The following is a 21,330-nucleotide window of genomic DNA, read 5'->3' as shown; positions in this document are numbered from 1 at the left end:
CTGTGAAGGGGGCGGCCTTCCCGCCCCCTTCACTCGTATCTGAGCAGGTCGCCCGGCTGGCACCCGAGCGCCGCGCACAGCCGGGTCAGCGTGGAGAACCGGATCGCCTTGGCGTGCCCGTTCTTCAGGATCGACAGGTTGACCACGGTGATCTCCACCAGGTGCGACAGCTCGGTGAGCGTCATGCCGCGCTCTTTGAGTAGCTCGTCCAGCCGCACCCTGATCGCCGGCTCCGTCATCAGATGGTGGCCTCGACCTCTTCGAGCAGGGTCAGGCCCCGGCGGACGATCTCCGAGACGCCCAGCGCGGCGAAGCCCGCCACGACAGCCCCGAGCACCTCGCCCGACGGCGGGTAGAAGGGGTAGCTCTCGGCCAGCAGCATGGAAGCGAGTATGGTCTCCGCGACCGACCCGAGCACGGCCGACACGACCGAGCCGACGATCAGGATCCAGCCGAGCCTGCGCAGATGGCCGGCCGTGACCGCGGAGAACAGCGCCCTGTCGCCCGACCGCGCCCTGCCCAGCGCCCGGATGACCGTGAACAGCGCGAGCAGCCCCGTCGCCGTGCCCGGCGCCCAGAGCAGCAGGTAGAGCAGGCCCGCGAGCGGCGAGGCGCCCTCGGGGCGGACCGTCACCTCGGCGGTCGCGTCGCCGATCGAGGCGCCGTCCGCGGCCAGGCCCGCCACGGGGATGTCGAGGACGCGCAGGGGGATGCCGAGGCCGTTCGGCGCGTCGAAGAACGCGATGGCGACGTTCGTGGCGAGGCCGGCCAGGGCGCCCAGGCAGCCGAGGGTGAAGCCGACGCTCAGCAGCGTCTCGAGTCTGATGATCCACCGGGTTGACATAACGATAATCGTAAATAACGACTCTCGTTATGTCCAGCGGGGTGTCGTGGCCGGAGCCGGTGGTGCGCGGGCGATGGTGGGGCGGGAGTGGCCGCGGGGCCCTATGGTTGGTCGGAAATCCTGATGTTCGAGTAATTGGCGGGGATATGTCCGACGCGACGGAGCGCGCCTTGGTCGCTGACCGGTACCGGCTCGACGAGCTCATCGGTCACGGGCCCATGGGCGAGGTGTGGCGGGGTTACGACACGCGGGCCGACTGGGTCGTGGCCGTGAAGGTGCTCGGCGCCAAGGCGGCGGGGGCCGCCACGCGGGAGGTGCTCAGGCAGCACGCCCAGGCCGTGGCCAGGGTCATCCACCCGAACGTGGCCATGGTGCTGGACGTCGGCGACCGGGACGGGGCCCCGTTCATCGTGACGGAGTACCTGACCGGGCTCAGCCTGGGCGAGGAGCTGGCCGCCCAGGGCGGGCCCCTGCGGGTCGTCGACGTGTGCGACCTGGTCGGGCAGGCCGCGGCCGGGCTCGACGCCGCGCACCGGGCCGGGGTCGTGCACGGGCAGGTCGGTCCCGACAGCTTCCGCCGGGCCGGGAGCGGGGTGCTCAAGGTCGTCGGGTTCGGGATGGACGATCGCGAGCCCCCGGCCCGCGACGGCCGGTACGTGGCGCCGGAGCGGGTCGCGGGGCAGAAGGCGCAGGCGCCGGGAGATCTGTACGCGCTCGGGTGCGTCTGCTACGAGCTGCTGTGCGGCCGCCCGGCCTTCGATGCCCAGACCCCGGGCGCCGGGCCTGGTGCGGCGACTGAGGCGAGGTCAGGTGCCGGACTTGAGGGAGCTTCGGACGGCGGGGCAGGTGATACGCCCCGTGCGGGCGCGGGGGACGGCGAGGCCGCTTCCTCCGGCGGCGAGGCTGATTCCGGCGGTGCTGCGGGTTCCTCCGGCGGTGCTGCGGGTTCTTTTGCCGGTGCTCCGGGTTCTTCCGGCGGTGCTGCGGGCAGGCCGGATGCCTCCGGCGGGCGCAGGGATGCGCCCGCTCCGCCGAGCACGTACCGGCCCGAGGTGTCGCCCGAGCTGGACCGGCTGGTGCTGGCCATGATCGCCGAGGATCCCGCGCGGCGGCCCGCCAGCGGTGAGACGATCCGGCGGGCGCTGGCCGCCATCGCCAGGCCGCGCGTCAACCCGGGCGCCAACCCGGGCGTCCAGCCCGTCACCGGCGCCTCGCTCCGCGACCCGGGGCTCGCGGCGGGCGCGAGGGCTGGGGCGGCCGGAGCTTCGGTTCCGGGTGTGGGCGCGGGTGCGGGTGCGGGTGCGGGTGCCACCGAGGTGTACCAGTTCGGCGGGTCCGGGACCCGGCCGGGTCCGGCGGCGCGCGCCGGTGACACCGCGATCTTCCAGTCGAGCGAGCTGGACGCCCAGCCGCCCTCATCGAACCGCAAGCTGTTCCTGCAGCTCGGCGCGGCCGTGGCGGTCATCGCGGTCGTGACCGTCGGCATGGTGCTGTGGGCCGGCTCGGGCGGCAAGCCGGTCGCCGTGACCACGCCGAGCGTCGTGCCCACCTCCGCCCCGGTCTCGTCCGAGCCGCTGCCCACCCCGTCGTCCTCCGGTGACCCCTCCCAGGGCCTCGTGACCACCATCGGACCCGGCACCGAGCCGCCCACCTCGCTCAACGAGACCGTGGCGCCCAAGGCGACCCTGGGCGACCAGATCCCGCCGGGCGGATGGAGCAGGTGGCTGGAGGCGTTCGACGAGGCGCTGACGGCGCAGGAGGCCATGGGCGGGATCAACCCGTCCGTCGCCGCCAAGGCCCACGACAAGATCAGGAAAGCGGGCCGGAAGTTCCAGGAGGGGCACGGCGGGCCCGAGGTCGGGCAGATCGCGGGCATCTATCGCGACCTGCAACGGGCACAGCAGAAGGGCGACATGAACGCGACCGGGCCGCTGTCGGAGTTCCTGCGCGAGTGGCGGCTCCCGAACGGCTAGAACGGCCTGCCCGGCTCGTCCAGGTGGCCTGCCCGGCTGGACGGCGTGCCCGCCTCGCGCAGACGGCCCGCCCGGCTTGTCGGGCGGGCAAGGCGGGCAAGGCGGGCAGGACGGGGCAAGGCGCCACGATTCTGACGTCAGGGCCGGGAGCCGTACATTGGCGGAATGACCTTCGACTACCCGGCGCGCCGGGCGCGGCTGGCCGAGCTGCTGCCCGCCCGTGAGGTCCCCGCCCTGCTCGTCACCTCGCCGGTCAACGTCAGCTATCTCACCGGCCTGTCCAGCTCCAACGCGGCCGTCCTGGTCAGGGCCGACGGATCGGCGCTGCTGGCCACCGACAACCGCTACATCGAGCAGGCGCGCACGCTGGACGTCCCGTCCGCCGAGGCGTCCGACGTGGCGGGCACGCTGATGACGCCGGGTGCCGGCATCGAGGCGGCGAGCATGAGCGTGGCCACGTACCTCCGGCTGGGCGAGGGCGCGGTGCCGGGTGGCGGGCCGGTGCCGCTGGGGCCCGTCGTCGAGGTGCTGCGAGCGGTCAAGGACGAGGCCGAGCTGGCGTTCCTGCGTACGGCCTGCGAGATCACCGACCAGGCGTTCGCCGACGTCGTGGAGCGGATCGCGCCCGGCATGAGCGAGCGCGACCTGGCCCGCCTCCTCGAGAACCGCATGGCCGAGCTGGGCGCCGACAAGCCGGCGTTCGACACGATCGTGGCCGCGGGCGAGAACGGCGCGATCCCGCACCACGCCCCCACGGACCGGGAGCTGCGCGCCGGCGACCTGGTCACCATGGACTTCGGCGCCCGCTACCGGGGCTACCACGCCGACATGACCAGGACGGTGTGCCTCGGCGCGCCCGCGGCCTGGCAGCGCGAGATCTACGACCTGGTGGCGCAGGCGCAGCGGGCCGGCCGGCACGCGCTCACCCCGGGCGCCGGGGCCGACGACGTGGACGCGGCGGCGCGTTCGGTCATCGAGCACGCGGGCCACGGCGGCCACTTCCGTCACGGCCTGGGCCACGGAGTCGGACTGGAGATCCACGAGGAGCCGTTCCTGGGCCCCTCGCGGACCGGTAGACTAAAGGATCGAGTTCCGATCACCGTCGAGCCTGGGGTCTATCTCCCGGGCCGGGGAGGGGTTCGCATCGAGGACACCCTCGTGACACGTGAGGGCGGGCCGGAACTCTTCACCAAGACGACCAAGGAGCTGCTCGTCCTTTAGAGCGGCCGCACGCGGGAGAAGAACGAGTGGCGACGACCAACGACCTCAAGAACGGCATGGTGCTGAAGCTCGACGGCGGTGACCTGTGGGCCGTTGTGGAGTTCCAGCACGTCAAGCCGGGCAAGGGCGGCGCGTTCGTGCGCACCAAGCTCAAGAACGTGCTCTCCGGAAAGGTCGTCGACAAGACCTTCAACGCCGGCGTCAAGGTCGAGGTGGCCAACGTCGACAAGCGCGAGATGCAGTACTCCTACAAGGACGGCGACGACTTCGTCTTCATGGACACCGAGACCTACGACATGGTCACCGTGCCCAGCGTCACCGTCGGCACCGCCGCCAACTACATGCTGGAGAACACCACGGCGACGGTCGCCTTCAACGAGGGCGCCGCGCTCTACGTCGACCTGCCCGCGGCGGCCGAGCTGACCATCGCCAGCACCGAGCCCGGCCTGCAGGGCGACCGCTCCACCGGCGGCACCAAGCCCGCCACGCTGGAGACCGGGGCCGAGATCAAGGTCCCGCTCTTCATCACCACCGGCGAGAAGGTCAAGGTCGACACCCGCAGCGGCGAATACCTCGGCCGGGCCTGAGGTGTCGGCACGCGGCAAAGCACGCAGACGCGCTCTCGACATCCTGTTCGAGGCCGAGCTGCGCAGCGAGGATCCGCTGCGGATCCTCGCTGAGCGCGTGGAGCGGCAGGAGCCTCCGGTCAACGAGTACACCTCGACCATCGTCGAGGGCGTCGCCAGGCACCATGCCCGCATCGACGAGCTGATCACCACCTATGCCGAGGGCTGGACGCTCGACCGCATGCCGGCCGTCGACCGCAACCTGCTGCGCGGCGGCACGTACGAACTGCTGTGGATGCCCGACGTGCCCGAGGGCGTGGTCATCAGCGAGTGGGTGCACCTGGCGGGCGAGCTCTCGACCGACGAGTCGCCCCAGTTCATCAACGGCCTGCTGGCCCGCTTCAAGCAGCTCAAGCCAAGCCTTACCCTTTAGACACCCTGTTTCAGCGGGTTTTGGCGAGGCAGGGTCGCGTGTTCGGGGTACGTTCCAACCATGCCAGCCTGCACGGCTCGCGCCAGCGAGAGACGTGTGCAGCCGCGCGGCCAGGCACGATGCCCGCGTTCTGGGAGCGGAGCCTGACCGGGTGGCCGGAGCATGTCCGGCCGTGCGGAGAAGTGGCGCGTCACCAGCCGCGACGCGCCCCTTCTCCGGGGCGGCGGCGCGGGCGCGCGTGCTGATCTGAGGCGACGCCCGCGAGCCGCCGCCGCCCAAGACCCCCGCCGAGAAGACGCATGTACGGCCTACCGGCCTCCCTCGTGCGCGCCAGGATGACCGTGTACGGCCCGCCGGCCCTCCTCGTGCGCGCCAGGAAGACGCATGTACGGCACGCCCCGCCTTCCGCACACATGTGGCGCCCCCGCGTGCGGAAGAAGCGGAAGGAGCCGGGTGCCGCCGGTCGGGAGCGGGCGATCCCGCGTACGGCGTAGGCTGGGCCCGTCCGCGAAGAAGCAGTTCGCGAGGGAGAAGGAGCCGACGTTGCGTGCTGAAGGCGTCACGAGGACCCCGGCGGTGCGGACCGCCGTCGTCTGGGACGCGTTGCGGTCCGTCCTGTCCGAGCGCACGGCGGCCACGGGCCGCGAGGGCCTCGACATCGTGGACGCCGGAGGTGGCACCGGCGGGTTCGCCGTGCCGCTGGCCGCGCTCGGCCACACCGTCACCGTCGTCGACCCGAGCCCCGACTCGCTGGCCGCGCTGGAGCGCCGCGCCAAGGAGAAGGGCGTCGGCGTGCGCGGGCTGCAGGGCGACGCCGCCGACCTGGGCGAGCTGCTCAGCCGCGACAGCGCCGACCTGGTGCTGTGCCACAGCGTGCTGGAATACGTCGAAGACCCGATCAGCGCACTCACCGCCGTCGCGGGCGTGCTGCGCAGGGGCGGCGCGGTGAGCGTGCTGGCCGCCAATCCCGTCGCCAGCGCCATCCACCGGGCGCTGGCCGGCCAGTTCGACGAGGCCAGGGCGGTGCTCGGCGACCCCGGCGGCACCTGGGGCGACCGTGACCCCACGCCGCGGCGCTTCGCCGCCGAGACCCTGGTCGAGCTGCTGAGTGCGACCGGGTTCGCGATCGGCGCCGTGCACGGCGTGCGGGTCTTCGCCGACCTGGTGCCGAGCAGGCTGGTGGACGGCGAGCCCGGCGCGGCCGAGAGCCTCGTGGCGCTGGAGCAGGCCGCCGCGACCCATCCCGTGCTGAGAGACATCGCCACGCAGCTCCATGTGCTCGGCCACCGGAACTGAGGCGGCAGGAAGGGAAGAACCGATGCCCGCAGCCCTCGGTCTAGAACGCCTGTTCGGATAGAATAGGCGACGTGTCTCGCAAGCAGATCACCGGCATCGGCCCCGCTCCGCGTACCGGGGTCGATGACAGCGGCTGCCCGATCCTCCATGTCGACATGGACGCCTTCTTCGCCAGCGTCGAGCTCCTCGACCGGCCCGAGCTGCGCGGCCGGCCCGTGATCGTGGGCTCGCCCGCCGGGCGCGGCGTCGTGCTCAGCGCCACCTACGAGGCCAGGGCCCAGGGCGTGCACTCCGCGATGCCGATGAGCCGGGCGCGCAGGCTGTGCCCGCAGGCCACGATCATCCCGCCCAGCCACGGCAAATACTCCGAGGTCTCCAAGGGCGTCATGGAGATCTTCCACACGATCACCCCGCTGGTCGAGCCGATCGCGTCCGACGAGGCGTTCCTGGACGTCGGCGGGGCCAGGCGCAGGCTCGGCGCGCCCGCCGCCATCGCCGCGATGATCAGGGAGCAGGTCCTCGACCGCTACGGCATCACGTGCTCCGTCGGCGTGGCGAGCAGCAAATTCATCGCAAAGCTGGCATCCAAGCAGTGCAAGCCCGACGGGCTGCTGGTGGTGCCCGCCGACCAGGTCGTGGACTTCCTCCACCCGCTGCCCGTATCCGCCCTGTGGGGCGTCGGGGAGCGCACCGAGCAGTCCCTCGTACGCCTCGGCATCCGCACGGTCGGAGACCTGGCCAGAGTGCCCCACGCCACCCTCCAGCGCGAGCTCGGGCAGGCCGTGGGCGGTCACCTGGCGGCGCTGTCCTGGGGGCGTGACGAGCGGCCGGTGAGCGCGCACGTCCCGGACAAGAGCATCGGCAACGAAGAGACGTTCGCGGTGGACGTCGACGACCCCGAGGTGATCAAGCGCGAGCTCCTGCGCCTGTCCGAGCGGGTGGCCGCCAGGATGCGTAAGGGCGGCCACGTGGGAAGAACTGTAAGTGTGAAGCTACGCCGAGCCGATTTCACCACGATCAACCGCTCGCGTACGCTGCGCGAGCCGACCGACGTCGCCCAAGTGATTTACGCCACAGCTTGCGAGCTGTTCCAGGCGGCCGGGCTCGAGCGCGTACGGCTGCGCCTGGTCGGCGTCAGGATGGAAAACCTCAAGCCGGCCGATGCGGCCACCCGCCAGCTCAGCCTGGGCGAGCGGGAGACCGGCTGGCGCGAGGCCGAACAGGCCATGGACAAGGCGATCCGGAGATTCGGTCCCGATGCGGTGCTCCCAGCGTCGCTTGTACGTGGCAAGCTTGATGAAATAGAGACATGACGTCGATGTCTGGATTTCGTGGGGCGTCAGTGTCGCGATTTTGGGGGAAGGGGGGCGAGATGGGCCACAATGGAGCCATGACGTCACCTCCGGTTTGGTCTGCGTTGGACGTTTGCTTTCGCCTACGTCTACAGCCTCGTATTCTGGGGATAACCGACCGCGAGGTTCGGACACCCCGTGTCGTCCGTTGCCGTCTTCCCCGTCCTGGGGCCGTCCTTGGGAGGCGCCGTGCCGCTCTCTGAGCACGAGCAGCGCTTGCTCGACCAGATCGAGCAGGCCCTCTACGCCGAGGACCCGAAGTGGGCCAACACCGTAAGGATCAGTGACCCGCGCAGCCATTACAAGCGTCGCCTGGTCAAAGCCTCCATCGGCTTTGCCCTCGGTGTCGTCATCATGATGGTCGGCGTGGTCATGAGTTTGATCTGGCTCGGCGTCGGCGGTTTCGTGGTCATGCTCGCCGCGTGTCTGTGGGGCTTGTCCAGTTGGAAACGAATGAATGGGTTCGGAGACGCTGCTCCCGCCTCCGGCACGGCCGTACCTCCGGGCAAGCCTGCCCGCAGGGGCAACCGTGGCACCTTCATGGAGCGCATGGAAGAGCGCTGGCGCCGTCGCCACGACGAGCGCTGAGCAGATAAACCGCCCAGGGCTGACCGGCAAGCCGGCACTCGTGCCGATCCGGTGGAGACAGCAAAGCGTGCGGCCGTCCACCCGTCAGGGGGACGGCCGCACGCGCGGGTCGGTCGTCAGGAGCCCTTCTGGGCTGCCGTCCGCCGCAATCTGATGTTCTCCAGCAGGTCGAACCCGTCGAGCAGGCGCTCGCCGAGGCCGCGCAGCCGGCGCAGGGTCGAGGGCGGCAGCAGCACCGCGCGCACCCGCCGCCCGCGTGAGACCGTGGCCGCCAGGGCCTGCCGCACCGTGCGCAGCTCCTTCTTCATGGGGCCGATCCGCCCGGGATCCCTGGCGAACAGCACCCGCTCGACCGCGGAGGCGATCGCCGTGATGGCCGCCGCCGAGTCCGGGTCGAACTCGTACTGCTGGATCAGCCGCCGCGCCAGGGCCCGCGGGGTCTCGCTGGTCTCGCGGGCCATGCCGTAGTCGTACAGCACGTCGTCCAGCTCGGCCCACGCCGCGGCGACCGACTGGTTCCGCCCCTTCGCCTCCTGGTCAGAGACCAGCCTGGCCGTCAGCTCGTCGGCGGGCTCCGACACCTTCCAGCCGAGGCTGCGCACGCGCCGGTTCCTGGTGACCAGCCGCGTGCCGGCGGGGATCAGCAGGAGGAGCAGCAGCGCCCCGGCGCCGATGCCGAGCTTGCCGATCAGCGGCATCGAGTCGTCGGGCGGCAGCCCGCCGGTCGCGATGAGGGCCTCGCGGTCGGCCTGGCGGGGGTTGAGCTGGTTCGACGGGTCGATCGGCTCGTCGGCGGATGAGCTGGTCGCGCCCGGGGTCGGGGTCGCGGCCTCGCCGGTCGCCTCCGGCCTGGGCTGCGTGTACGTCGGCACGCGCGCGCTGCCCTGCCCCAGCGATCCGGCGGGCGTCGGCTCGAACGGCAGCCAGCCCACGCCCTCGAAATACAGCTCGGGCCAGGAGTGGGAGTCGTTCGTGCCGACCGTCCAGCGGTCGCCGATCTTCGTGCCGCCCGTGTAGCCGATCGCCACCCGCGACGGGATGCCCACCAGCCTGGCCAGCACCGCCATCGACGCGGCGAACTGCTCGCAGTAGCCCACCCGGTCGCGCAGCAGGAAGTCCCGCAGCGCGGAGTTGCTGTGCCCCTGGGTGCGCACGTTGTAGGTGAAGCCGCCGTCCTTGGTGAAGAACTGCTGCAGCTTGACCGCGGCCTCGTAGCTCGTCGAGGCGTTCGCGGTCAGGCGGGAGGCCAGCTCGCCGATCTCGGGAGGCAGGTTCTCCGGCAGCTTGAGGTAGCGCGGATCCGCCCGCGGCCTGGTCCCGTCCAGCGAGTCCAGCAGGTCCGCGGTGGGCTCGGGCTCGCTCGTGCCCACCTGGTACTCGATGCCGGCGGCCTCGTCGCGGGTGGAGAAGACCATCAGCGTGTCGACGTCCGCGCGCCAGTCGCCCTCCACCCGGATCTCCCTGGCCGGGTACGGCAGCGGCAGGAACGACAGCCGCGCGATCTCGTCGCTGATCTGGACGTTCGTGACCACGCTGTTGATCTTGGGTTCCGCGCCCAGCCCCGGAGGGTCGGGAAGCGGGCCGTTGTCCGTCCTGTTGTCCGGCGACCCCTTCGGCTCGGTCATGCCGAACTGCTGGCCGTCGAACGTGTCGAGCGAGTAGATCCGCAGATAGCGGGGTTTGTCGTCGTTGTTGGTGTAGGTGAGCACCACCCGGCGCTCGGGCAGCTCCAGCTGCCCGCGCAGGTTCGCGATGGGGTTGGGGATGCTGATCGAGTTGCCCTTGCCGATCCCTCTGCCGCCCACGCCGAACGTGAAGAACGACACCGGCTCCATCGCCGGCAGCAGCGCTGGCAGCAGCACGGCCAGCGCGATCGCGGCGAACCCGATGCGCTTGCCCGACAGCCGCAGGCCGCTCGTGTCGGCGGCGGTGCGCGGCGCGCCGGACGAGTTGCCGGAGGAGTTGCCGGACGACGCCGCCCGGGTGGTCCTGCGTACCAGCACCGCCCGGCCCCAGTGACCCACCCGCTCGCGCCCGTCGGCGATCAGCAGGCTGACGAACCCGAGCGCCGCGATGATGAACGCGGGCCAGCTGATCGGGTCGGGCAGGATCGTGGCCGGCACGGTGGCCAGGGCCAGCAGCGGCAGCCCGGCCAGCGCCGTCCGCCGCACCCGCGCGGCGAGCAGGTCCACGCAGATCGCGATGAACGCGACCCCGCCCGCGGTCAGCAGCGTGATGCCCTCGGTCGGCGGCACGGGAGCGGCGAAGCGCTGGATGTCGGCCCAGCCGACGCCGAGCAGCCTGGCCAGCTCCGCCACCGACCCCTTCGTCGGCACCAGCCAGGCCCACGCCTCGCTCGCGGCGAAGGACGCGGTCAGGTAGATCCAGGTCGCGGCCACCCCGAGCAGCGGCGCGGCCCAGGCCGGCAGCGACAGGCGGCTGCTGAGCAGGCCCGCGGCGACCACGGCGAGCACGGCGCCGAGCGAGCTCCAGAACCAGGCGCCGCCGGAGAAGAGCGGATAGAGCAGGATGGCCGCGGCGAACGTGGCCACGCCCGACGCGACGGTCAGCCTCATGCCGCGCCTCCCGCCGGGTTGACCGCGTACCTGCCGCGGTTGGCGGCGTCCTGCCAGACGGAGGCGATCGAGGTTCCGGCGGGCAGGCGGACGATGCGCCAGCCGTATCCGGCCAGCACGGCCTGCACGGCCTGGTGGCTCTCGGCCGCCGCGCGGTCGCCGCCCTCCCACGTGCTCACGTCGAGCAGCACCGCCACCGCGGTGATGCCGCTGTGCCTGAGCCGGGCCAGTTCTCTCGCCTCCTCCGGGTCGAGCGAGCCGAGCACGGCCACGATCAGCCCGTCGCCGCCGCCCTGGCGCAGGGCCGAGACGCCCATCTCCAGCGAGCGGGCGGGGCTGTGCCGTACCACGGCGAGGGTGTCGAGCAACGAGTAGCTCAGGCCGGAGTCGGTCAGGTGCTCCGCGCCCAGGTCGGTCACCAGCCGCAGGCCCAGACCCTCGTGGGCGAGATGCACGCCGATCGAGGCGGCGGCGGAGACCGCCACCTCGAAGGACGAGCGCGGGCCCTCGCCGCGGTGGGCGTACCTGCGGGTGTCCAGCAGGAGCGCGCCGCGGCTCTGCCACTGCTGCTCCTCGCGGCGCACCATCAGCTCGCCGTGGCGGGCCGTCGAGCGCCAGTGCACCCGCCGCAGGTCGTCGCCCTGCCGGTATTCGCGCGGGGCCACGTCGTCGTCGCCCGCCGCGGCCACGCTCCTGGTACGGCTGTCGCCGCCGCCCGTCCACTCGCCCGACAGCCGTACGTGGGGCAGCGCCGCCACGTGCGGCGTCACCACGAGCGTGTCGCTGATCGTGAACGAGCGGGTGAGCTCGACCAGCCCGAACGGGTCCGCGATGCGGATGGACAGCGGGCCGATCGTGTAACGGCCGCGCAGGTCCGAGCGCACCCGGTAGTCGATCTCCCGCACGCCCCGCGACTCGACCCGGTCCAGCACGAACCTGGGCCGCACGCCCAGCGCGTACGGAACGGTGTCCTCGATGAGCAGCAGGCCGGTCGGGAGCCTGGTGACGTTCTCCAGCCGCAGGGTCACGGTGGCCTCGCCGCCCACCTCGGCCCTCGGCGGGTCGAGACGCCTGGCGCAGCTCAGCCGGTAGCGCGTGCGCGCCACCACCATCGCCGCCAGCAGCGGCAGCGCCGTCACCAGCACCCCGATCCTGAACAGGTCGTTCTCGCCCAGGAAGACGGCCATCAGCAGCGCCGCGATCCCGGAGGCGAGGAACGACCTGCCTCGGGAGGTCAGCGCGCGCAGTCCGGCTCTCACTGTGTCCTCAACCCGTGCCGGCGACGGATGTGCTCGCTGCGCAGCGGATCCATCAGCGGCCTCGCGTCTCCGGCACCGGCACCCGCCTGACGAGATCGGTCACCACCTGCTCGGGCAGGCGGCGCTGTCCCTGGGCCTCGACGCTGGGCAGCAGCCGGTGCGCGAGCACGGGGATCGCCAGCTCCTGCAGGTCGTCGGGGATGACGTAGTCGCGGCCCGCCAGCGCCGCGTGCGCCCTGGCCGCGCGTACGAGCTGCAGCGTGGACCGGGGCGATGCGCCCAGCCGGAGGTCGGGGGAGTGGCGGGTGGCCACGACGAGGTCGATGGCGTACTTCTTGACCGCCTGTGAGACGTAGACGCCGCGTACGGCCTCGATGAGCGCGCGCACCTCGGCCGTCGTCGCCACCGGCTCCAGCTTGTCGAGCGGGGAGGTGCCGCCGTGCACGTCGAGCATCTCCAGCTCGGCGGTCGGTTCCGGGTAGCCCATCGCGACCCGCGCGGTGAAGCGGTCGCGCTGCGCCTCGGGAAGGGGATAGGTGCCTTCCATCTCGATGGGGTTCTGGGTCGCGATCACCATGAACGGCGCGTCCAGCCGGTAGGTGACCCCGTCCACCGTCACCTGGTGCTCCTCCATGCACTCCAGCAATGCGGACTGCGTCTTGGGGGAGGCCCGGTTGATCTCGTCACCCACCACGATGTTCGCGAACACCGGGCCGGGCTTGAACTCGAACTCTCTGGTCTGCTGGTTGTACGCGCTCACCCCGGTGATGTCGCTGGGCAGCAGGTCGGGGGTGAACTGCACCCGGCGCACGGGACAGTCGATCGACCGGGCCAGCGCCTTGGCGAGCATGGTCTTGCCGACGCCGGGCACGTCCTCGATCAGGAGGTGGCCCTCGGCGAGCAAGACGGTCAGCGTCAGCCGGACGGCGTCGCTCTTGCCCTCGATCACCGACTCGATGGCCTGCCGGATCCGGTGGGCCGTGGAGACCAGCTCGTCGAGCTGGGGAGGGACGTCATGGGTTACTGCCACCAGGCCTCCATGAGAAGTGCGACGGCCGTCCCGTTGGTGCCTTTGCGGGAGCCATGCCATTCCTTTTCCATTGTGTGTACGACCCTACGACGCTGTGGGTTCTCGAGCGACATTTGTGGATATTCAGGGAACCCCGTGGATGTTCCGGTTCTTGTCGCATCGCGGTGCGAATCCTGTGACACGTCGCCCCGCTCCCCGCTCCACTTTCCACCACGGGGACCTTCGCGTAGCGTCCGAGCCCCTATTTCCGCGGCCTTTTGAACCCTCGACACGCCCATGAGGGTTGACCGGCCGGTCACCCCGCTCCACCCCGCTCCATCGCTCTGACCTGCGGTAACGCAACGGAAACTGATGATGAAGACGGTTCGAATCAGTTGACGGTGGGGAGAAGTGGAGTATGGTGGTGCGCAGTGGAGAGCCCGGTGCACCAGCGCTGAGCGCTTCACGAGGCACGGGAGGTGGGGCCGATGTTCCTCGGCACCCATCAACCGCGTCTGGACGACAAGGGACGGCTGTTCCTGCCGGCTAAGTACCGTGAGGAGCTGGCGGAGGGTCTTGTGATCACCAAAGGCCAGGAGCGATGCCTCTACGTGTTTCCCGTGGAGGAGTTCCAGCGCATAACCGAGGCTCTCAGCACCGCCCCGGTCACCGCCAAGGCGGTGCGTGACTACAGCCGCGTCTTCTTCGCCAGCGCGTCCGACGAGAAACCAGACAAACAAGGACGCATCACAATCCCGCAGACCCTGCGCCAATACGCCGGGCTGGAGCGTGACTGCGTCGTCATCGGGGCCAACACCCGGCTGGAGATCTGGGACGCACAGGCCTGGGACACCTATCTCAGCGCACAGGAGCAGGCGTTCGCCGATCTGTCGGAGGAGGTGCTGCCAGGGATCTTGTAGTGACCACGGTCGATCCGTCGGTGATGTCGTTCGGCGAGGTCTCCACCCGCAACCACTGCCGGCCAGCTGATGCACCTTCCCCGGTGTCAGATGGCGGGCGTCCACGAAGAGGGTGCGGATGGGGACCTGGCCGGGCGGCGCCGGGGTGGGGACCCAGTAGGACCGGCGATCGGCTGATACGCGTCATCCGCGAGCAGGACGCGAGAGGGGGGTTGGAGATGGAAGACAACGCTGGCACGGGCGGTCACGTTCCGGTGATGCTCGAGCGCGTTCTGGAGCTGCTCGGTCCCGCACTGTCCGGGCCGCGGCCCGTCGTCGTCGATGCCAACCTCGGCCTTGGCGGCCACTCGGAGGCCCTGCTCGCCTCCCATCCGGCGCTGCACCTGATCGGGATCGACCGCGACCCTTTCGCGATCGACTTCTCGACCCGCAGGCTGAGCCCTTACGCGGACCGGATCACCCTGGTCCACGCCTCCTCCGGTGACCTGGAGGAGGTCCTCGCCGAGGCGGGGCACCCCGTGATCGACGCGGCCCTGTTCGACCTCGGCGTCTCCTCGCCGCAGCTCGACGAGGCCGAGCGGGGTTTCGCCTATTCCTATGACGCGCCGCTCGACATGCGGATGGACACGCAGCAGGAGCTGACCGCGGAACAGGTGATCAATACCTATTCCGCGGCGGAGCTGACCCGCATTCTGCGCAACTACGGGGAGGAACGATTCGCCCCGCGTGTCGCAAGCCTGATCATCAAAGAACGGGCCAAAGAGGCAATAACCTCGACTAAGCGGCTTGCGGACATCGTGCGCGACGCGATTCCCGCCGCCACGCGACGTACTGGGGGCAACCCCGCGAAGAGGACTTTCCAGGCGCTGCGTATCGAGGTGAACGCGGAGCTGACCGCCCTGGAGGCGGCGCTTCCCGCGGCACTCGACGCGCTGGCGCTGGGTGGGCGAGTCGTCGTGCTCTCCTACCACTCACTCGAGGACCGGCTCACCAAGCAGGCCCTCACGGCGCGAACCAGGGACACCAGCCCCCCCGGGCTGCCCGTCCCACTGCCGGCTCACCAGCCGAGGTTCCGCCTGCTGACGAGGGGAGCTGAGCTCCCAAGCGACGAAGAGCTCGCCCGCAACCCGCGGGCGGCCTCGGCCCGGCTACGGGCGGCAGAGAGGATCCGTGTTGACGACTGAGCAGGAGACAGGCCGGGGTGCGCCCGTCCGCCGCGCCGTGCCCAAGCCGGGCACGCGCAGGTCCGTGGCGCCGCACCAGACCAAGCCGCGGCCTCGTCCCGACGCACGCCCCGAGGCCGACGCCAAGCGGCCTCCCGCGGCGCCCGGCGGATCGGCCGAGCGCTCCGCGCGCCCGAGTCGCCCCGCTCCGCGGCGCCGGCCCGCGCGCCGCCAGCGCGCGCCGTTCGTGCTGCTCGTCGTCGGGTTGATGTCCGGCGGCCTGGTGAGCCTGCTGCTGCTCAACACCATGCTCGCCCAGGACACCATCACCGACGGCAAGCTGCGCGAGGAGATCGCGGTCGCGCGCCAGGAGAACGAGAAGATCAACCAGGAATACCAGCGCATCACGCAGCCCGACGCCATCGCCACCATGGCCGAGAACCAGGGCCAGCACACCGACTGGGATGACGTCAACAGCTGGAGCAGCGCCAACGACCAGGCGAGCCAGGTGGACAGGGAACGGTGAGGGACTCAGGCGGCAGGGGGCAGGGCCCCGGCCGCGGTGCTGGCGGCGCCGGCTCTCAGGGAGGGCCAGGCGCCGCTCGTCGTACGCCGTCGGGCTCGGGCGGCCCGGGACGGACAGGGCGCCAAGGGGGCTCCGGACGTTCCGATGGGGCGGGCCGCCCTCCGTCGCCGGACAAGTCGCCCGACAACCCGCCGGGCCAGTCCGGCAAGCGGCCCGATCCCTTCGACCTGCCGTTCGGGCGCGACGACGCCGACCGCGGCCGTCCGCCGCAGGACCCGGAGGACCCGCCGCGCGGCCGGTCGCGCCCAGGTGAGGCGGACCGGTCCCGCGGCAGCGAGGGCACCGGTCGCCGGCGCCCGCGCGACGACGGCGACCGCTCCCGCGGCCGCGGCGCCCAGGGGCGGGACGACTCGGATCGCTCCAGAGGACGGTCCGCGCAGGAGCGGGCCGCTCAGGGCAGGGACGAGAGCGAGCGTCCTGAGCGTTCCAGGGGGCGCGGTCCGCAGGAGCGCGACGACCGGACGCGGAGCGGACGGCAACGGCGCGAGCCCAGTCGTGAACCAGGCCGTGAATCAGGCCGTGAGCCCGGTCGTGAGCCCGGTCGTGAGCCGGCCAGGGAGCCGCGCCGCGAACGGGCCGGAGAGCGAGCCACGGGGCGGCCGGGGGAGCGGGCCACAGGACGGCCCGGGGAGCGAGCCGGCGAGCGGGGTCGCGCGGGCGCGCGGCCGGACGCCGGTGACGCGCGGCGCAGGGGCGGCCAGGAGGACGGGCCGGCCCGCCGTACCCAGGCGGGCGCGTCCAGGCCGCCGGCCGGGGCGTCCAGGCAGGAGACGGCGCGCGGCCGCGACCGGGTGACGTCGCGCCCGCATTCCGAACGCGGCGCGGACGTGCCGCCGCCCAGGGGGCCGCGCCGGCCGCCACCGCCGCCGCGCCCGCCCAAGCCGCCGCTGGTGCTGCGGCTGGGCAGCCCGCGCAGGCGGGTCAACATCGGGCTGATCGGCATGACGTTCGTGCTGTCGATCTTCGCGGGACGGCTGATCCAGATGCAGGGGCTCGACTCCAAGGTCTACGCTGCCGCCGCTGTCGACCAGCGCCAGCACACCGAGGACATCCCCGCCAAGCGGGGCTCGATCACCGACGTCAACGGCAACGAGCTGGCCCTGACCGTCGAGGCGCGCGAGGTGGCGATCGACCCCAGCAAGGTCGTGCCCGCCGTACGCGCGAAGATGGCCACCATCCTGGCCAGGCAGCTCGGCAAGCCCGAGCAGGAGATCGCCGCCAAGCTGGCCAGGACGAGCAGCCGCTACCAGCTCCTCGCCAGGGACGTCGACCCGGTCGTGGCCACGAGGCTGCTGCAGGCCGGCGTGCCCGCGCTGTCCACGAAGAAGACCTACCGCAGGCTCTACCCGGCGGGCGACCTGGCGGGCAGCCTGATCGGGTTCGTGGGCGACGAGGGTGACGGGCTGGGCGGCATGGAGCAGGCCAGAAACTCGCTCCTGGCCGGCCGCGACGGCAAGCAGCGCGTGGAGACCGGGCGTGACGGCCAGCGGATCCCGATGACGAGCAGCCAGCGCACGGCCCCCGTCAACGGCCAGGACGTGCGGCTGACCATCGACCGCGACATCCAGTGGGCGGCCCAGAAGTCCATCACCGAGCAGGTGCGCGAGTCCGGCGCCGACAGCGGCACCGTGATCGTCATGGACGTGCAGACGGCCCAGATCATCGCCATGGCCAACGGCCCCGAGCTCGATCTGAACAACTGGCGCAAGGCCCCCGAGTCCCACTACGTCAACAAGGCGGCCTCCGACGTCTTCGAGCCGGGCAGCACGAACAAGGTCATCACGGCCGCCGCCGCGATGGAGGCGGGCGCGGTCAACCCCGACACGGTGTTCCAGGTGCCCGACAACATCCGCTGCGCGGACCGCGTCCTGCGTGACGCGCACGCCCACAAGCCCGAGAGCATGACGTTCCGCCAGGCGGTCGCCCAGTCCAGCAACGTGGCCACGATCATGGCCGCGCGCAAGGTCGGCAGCGAGCGCCTCTACGGGATGCTCAAGGCGTTCGGCTTCGGCACGACGCCCGGCGGCGGGGTGCCGAGCGCGGAGGCGGGCCTGCTGCCCGACTACAAGAGCTGGTCGGGCAGCCAGGCCTGCACGGTCGCCTACGGCCAGGGCGTGTCGGTGACCGCGCTGCAGATGGCCAGCGTCTACCAGACCATCGCCAACGGCGGCGTCAAGGTCGAGCCGCAGATCGTCGCCGGCATAACGGACACCTCGGGCAAGTTCGTTCCGGCTGCTCCGGGTAAGCAGACCAAGGTGGTGAGCACGACGACTGCCAAGGAGATCACGACGATGCTGGAGAGCGCGGTCAGCGCCGACGGCACCGGCGAGCTCGCCGCCATTCCCGGCTACCGGGTGGCGGGCAAGACGGGCACGGCCAACCGTTACGACTCCGAGCTCGGCCGCTATGAGGGCTACACTGCCTCCTTCGCCGGGTTCGCGCCCGCCGACCAGCCCCGCATCGTGGTGCTGTCGGTGCTGCAGAACCCGAAGAACGGCCACTTCGGCGGGCAGCTGGCGGCCCCCGTCTTCAAGGATGTGATGACGTTCGCCATCAAGAGCAAGAAGATTCCTCCCACAGGCTCCGCCGCGCCGCCGGTGCGGATGCGCGCGGGACAGTGAGCAGGGAAGGTACGCTCTCGCCGTGCGTCCCCCGTCGTCTATGCGTCCCACGACCAGCCCGCCCCGCCCGCTGACCGGGCTCGCGACCATGCTCGACGCCGATTCCGGCACGTCGAGGTCGCCTCATGCCGCTTTGACCGGCGTGACGATCGATTCCCGCAATGTCAGACGCGGGGATCTCTACGTCGCGCTGCCCGGCAGCCAGGTTCACGGCGCCGCCTTCGCCGCCGAGGCGATGGCGAGCGGCGCCGTGGCCGTGCTCACCGACCGGGCCGGCCGCGACGCGGCCGTCGCGACCGGGCTGCCGGTGCTGATCGTGCCCGACCCGCGCGCCCTGCTCGGGCAGATCTCCTCCTGGGTGTACGGCCAGCCGGCCCACGACATCCAGGTCCTCGGCGTGACCGGCACCAGCGGCAAGTCGACCACCTCGTTCATGCTCGAAGCCGGCCTGCGGGCGGCCGGGCACACGGTGGGCCTGGTCGGCGGCGTGGAGATCCACGCGGGCGAGCTGTGCTTCCAGCCGACCCACACCACGCCGGAGGCGTCGGTGCTGCACGGGCTGTTCGCCGTGATGCGGGAGGAGGGCGTCAGCGCGGCCGCCATGGAGGTCTCCAGCCACGCGCTGGCGCTCGGCAGGATCGACGGGATCTTCTACGACGTCGCCCTGTTCACGAACCTCTCCCAGGACCACCTCGACTTCCACAAGGACTTCGAGGAGTACTTCGAGACCAAGGCCAGGCTGTTCCAGCCGGAGCTGAGCAGGACCGGCGTGACGAACATCGACGACCGCTACGGTCGCGAGCTGCTCGGCCTGGCCAAGGTGCCGATGACCACGTTCTCGGCGCTGGGCGACCCGGAGGCCGAGTGGCGGGCGCTGGAGACCAGGCTCGGCGCGGACGGCAGCGCGTTCAGGGTGGTCGGCCCCGGCGGGGTCGAGGCCGACGCGCAGATCTCCCTGCCGGGCCCGTTCAACGTCGCCAACGCGCTCGGCGCCATCGTCACCCTCGTCGAGGCGGGGGTACCGCTGCAGACCGCCGTGCACGGCGTGGGCACGCTCACCGGCGTCCCCGGCCGCATGCAGCGCGTCACGGGCGCCGACCACGAGTTCCAGGCGATCGTGGACTACTCGCACAAGCCCGGCGCCGTGGAGTCGGTGCTGCAATCGCTGCGCACCGTCACGGCGGGCACGCTCACGATCGTGCTCGGCTGCGGCGGCGACCGCGACAAGGGCAAGCGCCCCATGATGGGCGAATCGGCGGCCAGGCTGGCGGATGTGGCGATTTTCACGAGCGACAATCCGCGCTCGGAGGATCCGCTCGCCATCCTCGCGACGATGATGGAAGGAGCGCTCCGCGTTCCGCAGCACGACCGCGCTCATGTGATCATTGAGCCCGACCGCGCGGCCGCCATCGGCCTGGCGATCGCCCGGGCCGGGCGCGGCGACGTGATCGTCGTGGCAGGCAAGGGTCACGAGCAGGGCCAGTACGTTTCAGGCGAGGTGATCCCCTTCGACGACCGCGAAGTGGTCGCCGAAGCGATCGACGCACGCAAGGAAAGCAGGAAGCACTAATGATCCCGATGCCTCTGGCCAGGATCGCCGAGATAACCTCGGGCGCCCTGTCGGGAATGGCAGATCCCCGCGCCGTGGTGCGCGGGCCCGTTGTGATCGACTCGCGGGCCGTAGAACCGGGATCCCTGTTCGTCGCCATCAAGGGCGCGCGGGTCGACGGTCATGACTACGCCGCGCAGGCGATCCGGGCCGGTGCCGTCGCGGTGCTGGCCAGCAGGCCGGTCGACGGGCCCTCGGTGATCGTGCCCGACACCGCGGCCGCGCTGGCCGAGCTGGCCACCGCCCAGGCCGCCGCGCTGCCGGGGGTGACCGTGATCGGCGTGACCGGCTCGGCCGGCAAGACCAGCACCAAGGACCTGCTGGCCAGGCTCACCGCCCGGATCGGGGCCACGATCGCCCCCGTCGGGAGCTTCAACAACGAGCTCGGCCACCCTCTGACCGTGCTGCGGGCCGGCGCCGACACCCGGTTCATGGTGCTGGAGCTGGCCGCGCGCAACATCGGCCACATCAAGGACCTGACCCGCATCGCGCCGCCGCAAATCGGCGTCGTGCTCAACGTGGGCACCGCGCATCTCGGCGTGTTCGGCGGCAAGGAGGCCATCGCCAAGGCCAAGGGCGAGCTGGTCGAGGCGCTGCCGCGGACCGGCGTGGCCGTCCTGAACGCCGACGACCCCCTGGTGCGCGGGATGGCCACCCGTACCGAGGCCCGGGTGACGTTCTTCGGGCGCGGCGAGTCTGCCGCGATCCGGGCGGAAGGGGTCACCGTGGACGTCCGCGGGCGGGCCTCGTTCACGCTGCGCACCCCGTCGGGGACGGCGCACGTGTCGCTCAAGCTGTACGGGGAGCACGCGGTCGAGAACGCGCTCGCCGCCGCCGCGGCCGGTTACGAGCTGGGCCTGCCGGTCACCACCATCGCCGCGGAGCTGTCGGCGGCGACGCCGGTCAGCCGGTGGCGGATGGAGGTGAACGACCGGCCCGACGGGGTGACGGTCATCAACGACGCCTACAACGCCAACCCCGACTCGATGCGGGCGGCGTTCGGCGCGTTCGCGGTGCTCGGGCGGGGGCGGCGGCGCTTCGCCGTCATCGCGGCGCTGCGGGAGCTGGGCGAGGACGGGCCGGCGCTCAACGCCGAGCTCGGCCGGCTGGCCGGAGGGGCGGGGCTCGCGGGGCTCATCGCTTTCTCTGATACACATCTCCGAGCCCACGAGACCCTAAGACAACTCGTATTCCGGCTTCTCCTTGCAAAAAAAAACACCGAGCCGCCGACCGGATAGCGGTGGCGATCCGTCATGATGTCGTTGATATTGCTGGACGCGCGCCCGACGATGGCGCAGCCGACGCGCCCCAACC

At 71.5% G+C, this 21,330-nt stretch carries 18 protein-coding genes; 13 read left to right on the top strand and 5 right to left on the bottom strand.

Annotation, left to right across the window (positions count from 1 at the left end; genetic code table 11):
- Positions 1-29: 29 nt before the first annotated feature.
- Both ETD85_RS33960 and ETD85_RS33955 read right to left on the bottom strand, forming a co-directional pair.
- Positions 30-239: a helix-turn-helix domain-containing protein gene (locus ETD85_RS33960; RefSeq protein WP_138693909.1), complete on the bottom strand. Its 210-nt coding sequence runs from the start codon at positions 237-239 to the stop codon at positions 30-32.
- Positions 239-844: a DUF2975 domain-containing protein gene (locus tag ETD85_RS33955; RefSeq protein ID WP_138693908.1), complete on the bottom strand. Its 606-nt coding sequence runs from the start codon at positions 842-844 to the stop codon at positions 239-241. The genes ETD85_RS33960 and ETD85_RS33955 overlap by 1 nt, the downstream gene beginning before the upstream one ends.
- A gap of 170 nt (positions 845-1,014) precedes the next feature.
- On the opposite strand from ETD85_RS33955, the gene ETD85_RS33950 reads away from it, so the two are divergent.
- The 7 genes from ETD85_RS33950 (at position 1,015) to ETD85_RS33920 (ending at position 8,273) form a co-directional block, all read left to right on the top strand.
- On the top strand, positions 1,015-2,817 hold the full coding sequence (locus ETD85_RS33950; protein ID WP_170246981.1) for a serine/threonine-protein kinase: 1,803 nt from the start codon (positions 1,015-1,017) through the stop codon (positions 2,815-2,817).
- A 165-nt stretch (positions 2,818-2,982) separates the two neighbouring features.
- A complete protein-coding gene (locus tag ETD85_RS33945) occupies positions 2,983-4,038 on the top strand; it encodes a M24 family metallopeptidase (RefSeq protein ID WP_138693906.1) in 1,056 nt (351 codons plus the stop codon).
- A 26-nt stretch (positions 4,039-4,064) separates the two neighbouring features.
- The gene (gene efp, locus ETD85_RS33940) at positions 4,065-4,625 is read left to right on the top strand and encodes an elongation factor P (protein WP_138693905.1); all 561 of its coding nucleotides are present in this window, start codon (positions 4,065-4,067) and stop codon (positions 4,623-4,625) included.
- 1 nt (position 4,626) lies between these two features.
- Positions 4,627-5,037: a transcription antitermination factor NusB gene (gene nusB, locus ETD85_RS33935; protein ID WP_138693904.1), complete on the top strand. Its 411-nt coding sequence runs from the start codon at positions 4,627-4,629 to the stop codon at positions 5,035-5,037.
- 543 nt (positions 5,038-5,580) lie between these two features.
- Entirely contained in the window at positions 5,581-6,333 is a 753-nt protein-coding gene (locus ETD85_RS33930; protein ID WP_138693903.1) for a methyltransferase domain-containing protein, read from the top strand.
- A gap of 71 nt (positions 6,334-6,404) precedes the next feature.
- Positions 6,405-7,646: a DNA polymerase IV gene (gene dinB, locus ETD85_RS33925; protein WP_138693902.1), complete on the top strand. Its 1,242-nt coding sequence runs from the start codon at positions 6,405-6,407 to the stop codon at positions 7,644-7,646.
- Positions 7,647-7,874: 228 nt separating this feature from the next.
- Complete coding sequence (locus ETD85_RS33920) at positions 7,875-8,273, top strand: DUF3040 domain-containing protein (protein WP_138693901.1); 399 nt, start codon at positions 7,875-7,877, stop codon at positions 8,271-8,273.
- A gap of 116 nt (positions 8,274-8,389) precedes the next feature.
- Here the strand turns inward: ETD85_RS33920 and ETD85_RS33915 are convergent, their stop codons facing one another.
- The 3 genes from ETD85_RS33915 to ETD85_RS33905 are packed head-to-tail and all read right to left on the bottom strand — an operon-like array spanning position 8,390 to position 13,198.
- Positions 8,390-10,849 (bottom strand): transglutaminase TgpA family protein, encoded by a 2,460-nt coding sequence (locus tag ETD85_RS33915; protein ID WP_138693900.1) that lies wholly within the window; start codon positions 10,847-10,849, stop codon positions 8,390-8,392.
- A complete protein-coding gene (locus tag ETD85_RS33910; protein WP_138693899.1) occupies positions 10,846-12,108 on the bottom strand; it encodes a DUF58 domain-containing protein in 1,263 nt (420 codons plus the stop codon). Before ETD85_RS33910 ends, ETD85_RS33915 begins: the two co-directional genes overlap by 4 nt.
- A 52-nt stretch (positions 12,109-12,160) precedes the next feature.
- Positions 12,161-13,198 (bottom strand): AAA family ATPase, encoded by a 1,038-nt coding sequence (locus ETD85_RS33905; protein WP_379507729.1) that lies wholly within the window; start codon positions 13,196-13,198, stop codon positions 12,161-12,163.
- 407 nt (positions 13,199-13,605) lie between these two features.
- Between ETD85_RS33905 and mraZ the strand changes: the two genes are divergently transcribed.
- From mraZ to ETD85_RS33875, 6 genes are all read left to right on the top strand, one after another.
- Positions 13,606-14,037: a division/cell wall cluster transcriptional repressor MraZ gene (mraZ, locus tag ETD85_RS33900; RefSeq protein WP_138693897.1), complete on the top strand. Its 432-nt coding sequence runs from the start codon at positions 13,606-13,608 to the stop codon at positions 14,035-14,037.
- Between the two features lie 218 nt (positions 14,038-14,255).
- Positions 14,256-15,221 carry a 16S rRNA (cytosine(1402)-N(4))-methyltransferase RsmH gene (gene rsmH, locus ETD85_RS33895; RefSeq protein ID WP_138693896.1) on the top strand — a complete coding sequence of 322 codons (966 nt, stop codon included), beginning with the start codon at positions 14,256-14,258 and terminating at the stop codon, positions 15,219-15,221.
- Entirely contained in the window at positions 15,211-15,726 is a 516-nt protein-coding gene (locus ETD85_RS33890) for a hypothetical protein (RefSeq protein WP_138693895.1), read from the top strand. Before rsmH ends, ETD85_RS33890 begins: the two co-directional genes overlap by 11 nt.
- Positions 15,727-16,676: 950 nt before the next feature.
- Positions 16,677-18,407, top strand: a complete 1,731-nt coding sequence (locus ETD85_RS33885) for a peptidoglycan D,D-transpeptidase FtsI family protein (protein ID WP_449290118.1) — start codon at positions 16,677-16,679, stop codon at positions 18,405-18,407.
- A 40-nt stretch (positions 18,408-18,447) separates the two neighbouring features.
- Positions 18,448-19,977, top strand: coding sequence for a UDP-N-acetylmuramoyl-L-alanyl-D-glutamate--2,6-diaminopimelate ligase (locus ETD85_RS33880; RefSeq protein ID WP_138693894.1), 1,530 nt, complete (start codon positions 18,448-18,450; stop codon positions 19,975-19,977).
- On the top strand, positions 19,977-21,254 hold the full coding sequence (locus tag ETD85_RS33875) for a UDP-N-acetylmuramoyl-tripeptide--D-alanyl-D-alanine ligase (RefSeq protein WP_138693893.1): 1,278 nt from the start codon (positions 19,977-19,979) through the stop codon (positions 21,252-21,254). Before ETD85_RS33880 ends, ETD85_RS33875 begins: the two co-directional genes overlap by 1 nt.
- Positions 21,255-21,330 lie beyond the last annotated feature (76 nt).

The sequence above is a fragment of the Nonomuraea zeae genome, from assembly GCF_005889725.1.
GTDB classification, from domain to species: Bacteria; Actinomycetota; Actinomycetes; order Streptosporangiales; family Streptosporangiaceae; genus Nonomuraea; species Nonomuraea zeae.
The sequence above is the reverse complement of the archived record's forward strand: the minus strand, read 5'-3'. Positions and strand labels throughout refer to the sequence as shown.

What these genes read in the sequence shown, in the direction of transcription:
- ETD85_RS33960 (WP_138693909.1), bottom strand. Translation starts at nt 239, where the DNA reads ATGACGGAGCCGGCGATCAGGGTGCGGCTGGACGAGCTACTCAAAGAG.
- ETD85_RS33955 (WP_138693908.1), bottom strand. Translation starts at nt 844, where the DNA reads ATGTCAACCCGGTGGATCATCAGACTCGAGACGCTGCTGAGCGTCGGC.
- ETD85_RS33945 (WP_138693906.1), top strand. Translation starts at nt 2,983, where the DNA reads ATGACCTTCGACTACCCGGCGCGCCGGGCGCGGCTGGCCGAGCTGCTG.
- ETD85_RS33915 (WP_138693900.1), bottom strand. Translation starts at nt 10,849, where the DNA reads ATGAGGCTGACCGTCGCGTCGGGCGTGGCCACGTTCGCCGCGGCCATC.
- ETD85_RS33905 (WP_379507729.1), bottom strand. Translation starts at nt 13,198, where the DNA reads ATGGCATGGCTCCCGCAAAGGCACCAACGGGACGGCCGTCGCACTTCT.
- mraZ (WP_138693897.1), top strand. Translation starts at nt 13,606, where the DNA reads ATGTTCCTCGGCACCCATCAACCGCGTCTGGACGACAAGGGACGGCTG.
- rsmH (WP_138693896.1), top strand. Translation starts at nt 14,256, where the DNA reads ATGGAAGACAACGCTGGCACGGGCGGTCACGTTCCGGTGATGCTCGAG.
- ETD85_RS33880 (WP_138693894.1), top strand. Translation starts at nt 18,448, where the DNA reads ATGCGTCCCACGACCAGCCCGCCCCGCCCGCTGACCGGGCTCGCGACC.
- ETD85_RS33875 (WP_138693893.1), top strand. Translation starts at nt 19,977, where the DNA reads ATGATCCCGATGCCTCTGGCCAGGATCGCCGAGATAACCTCGGGCGCC.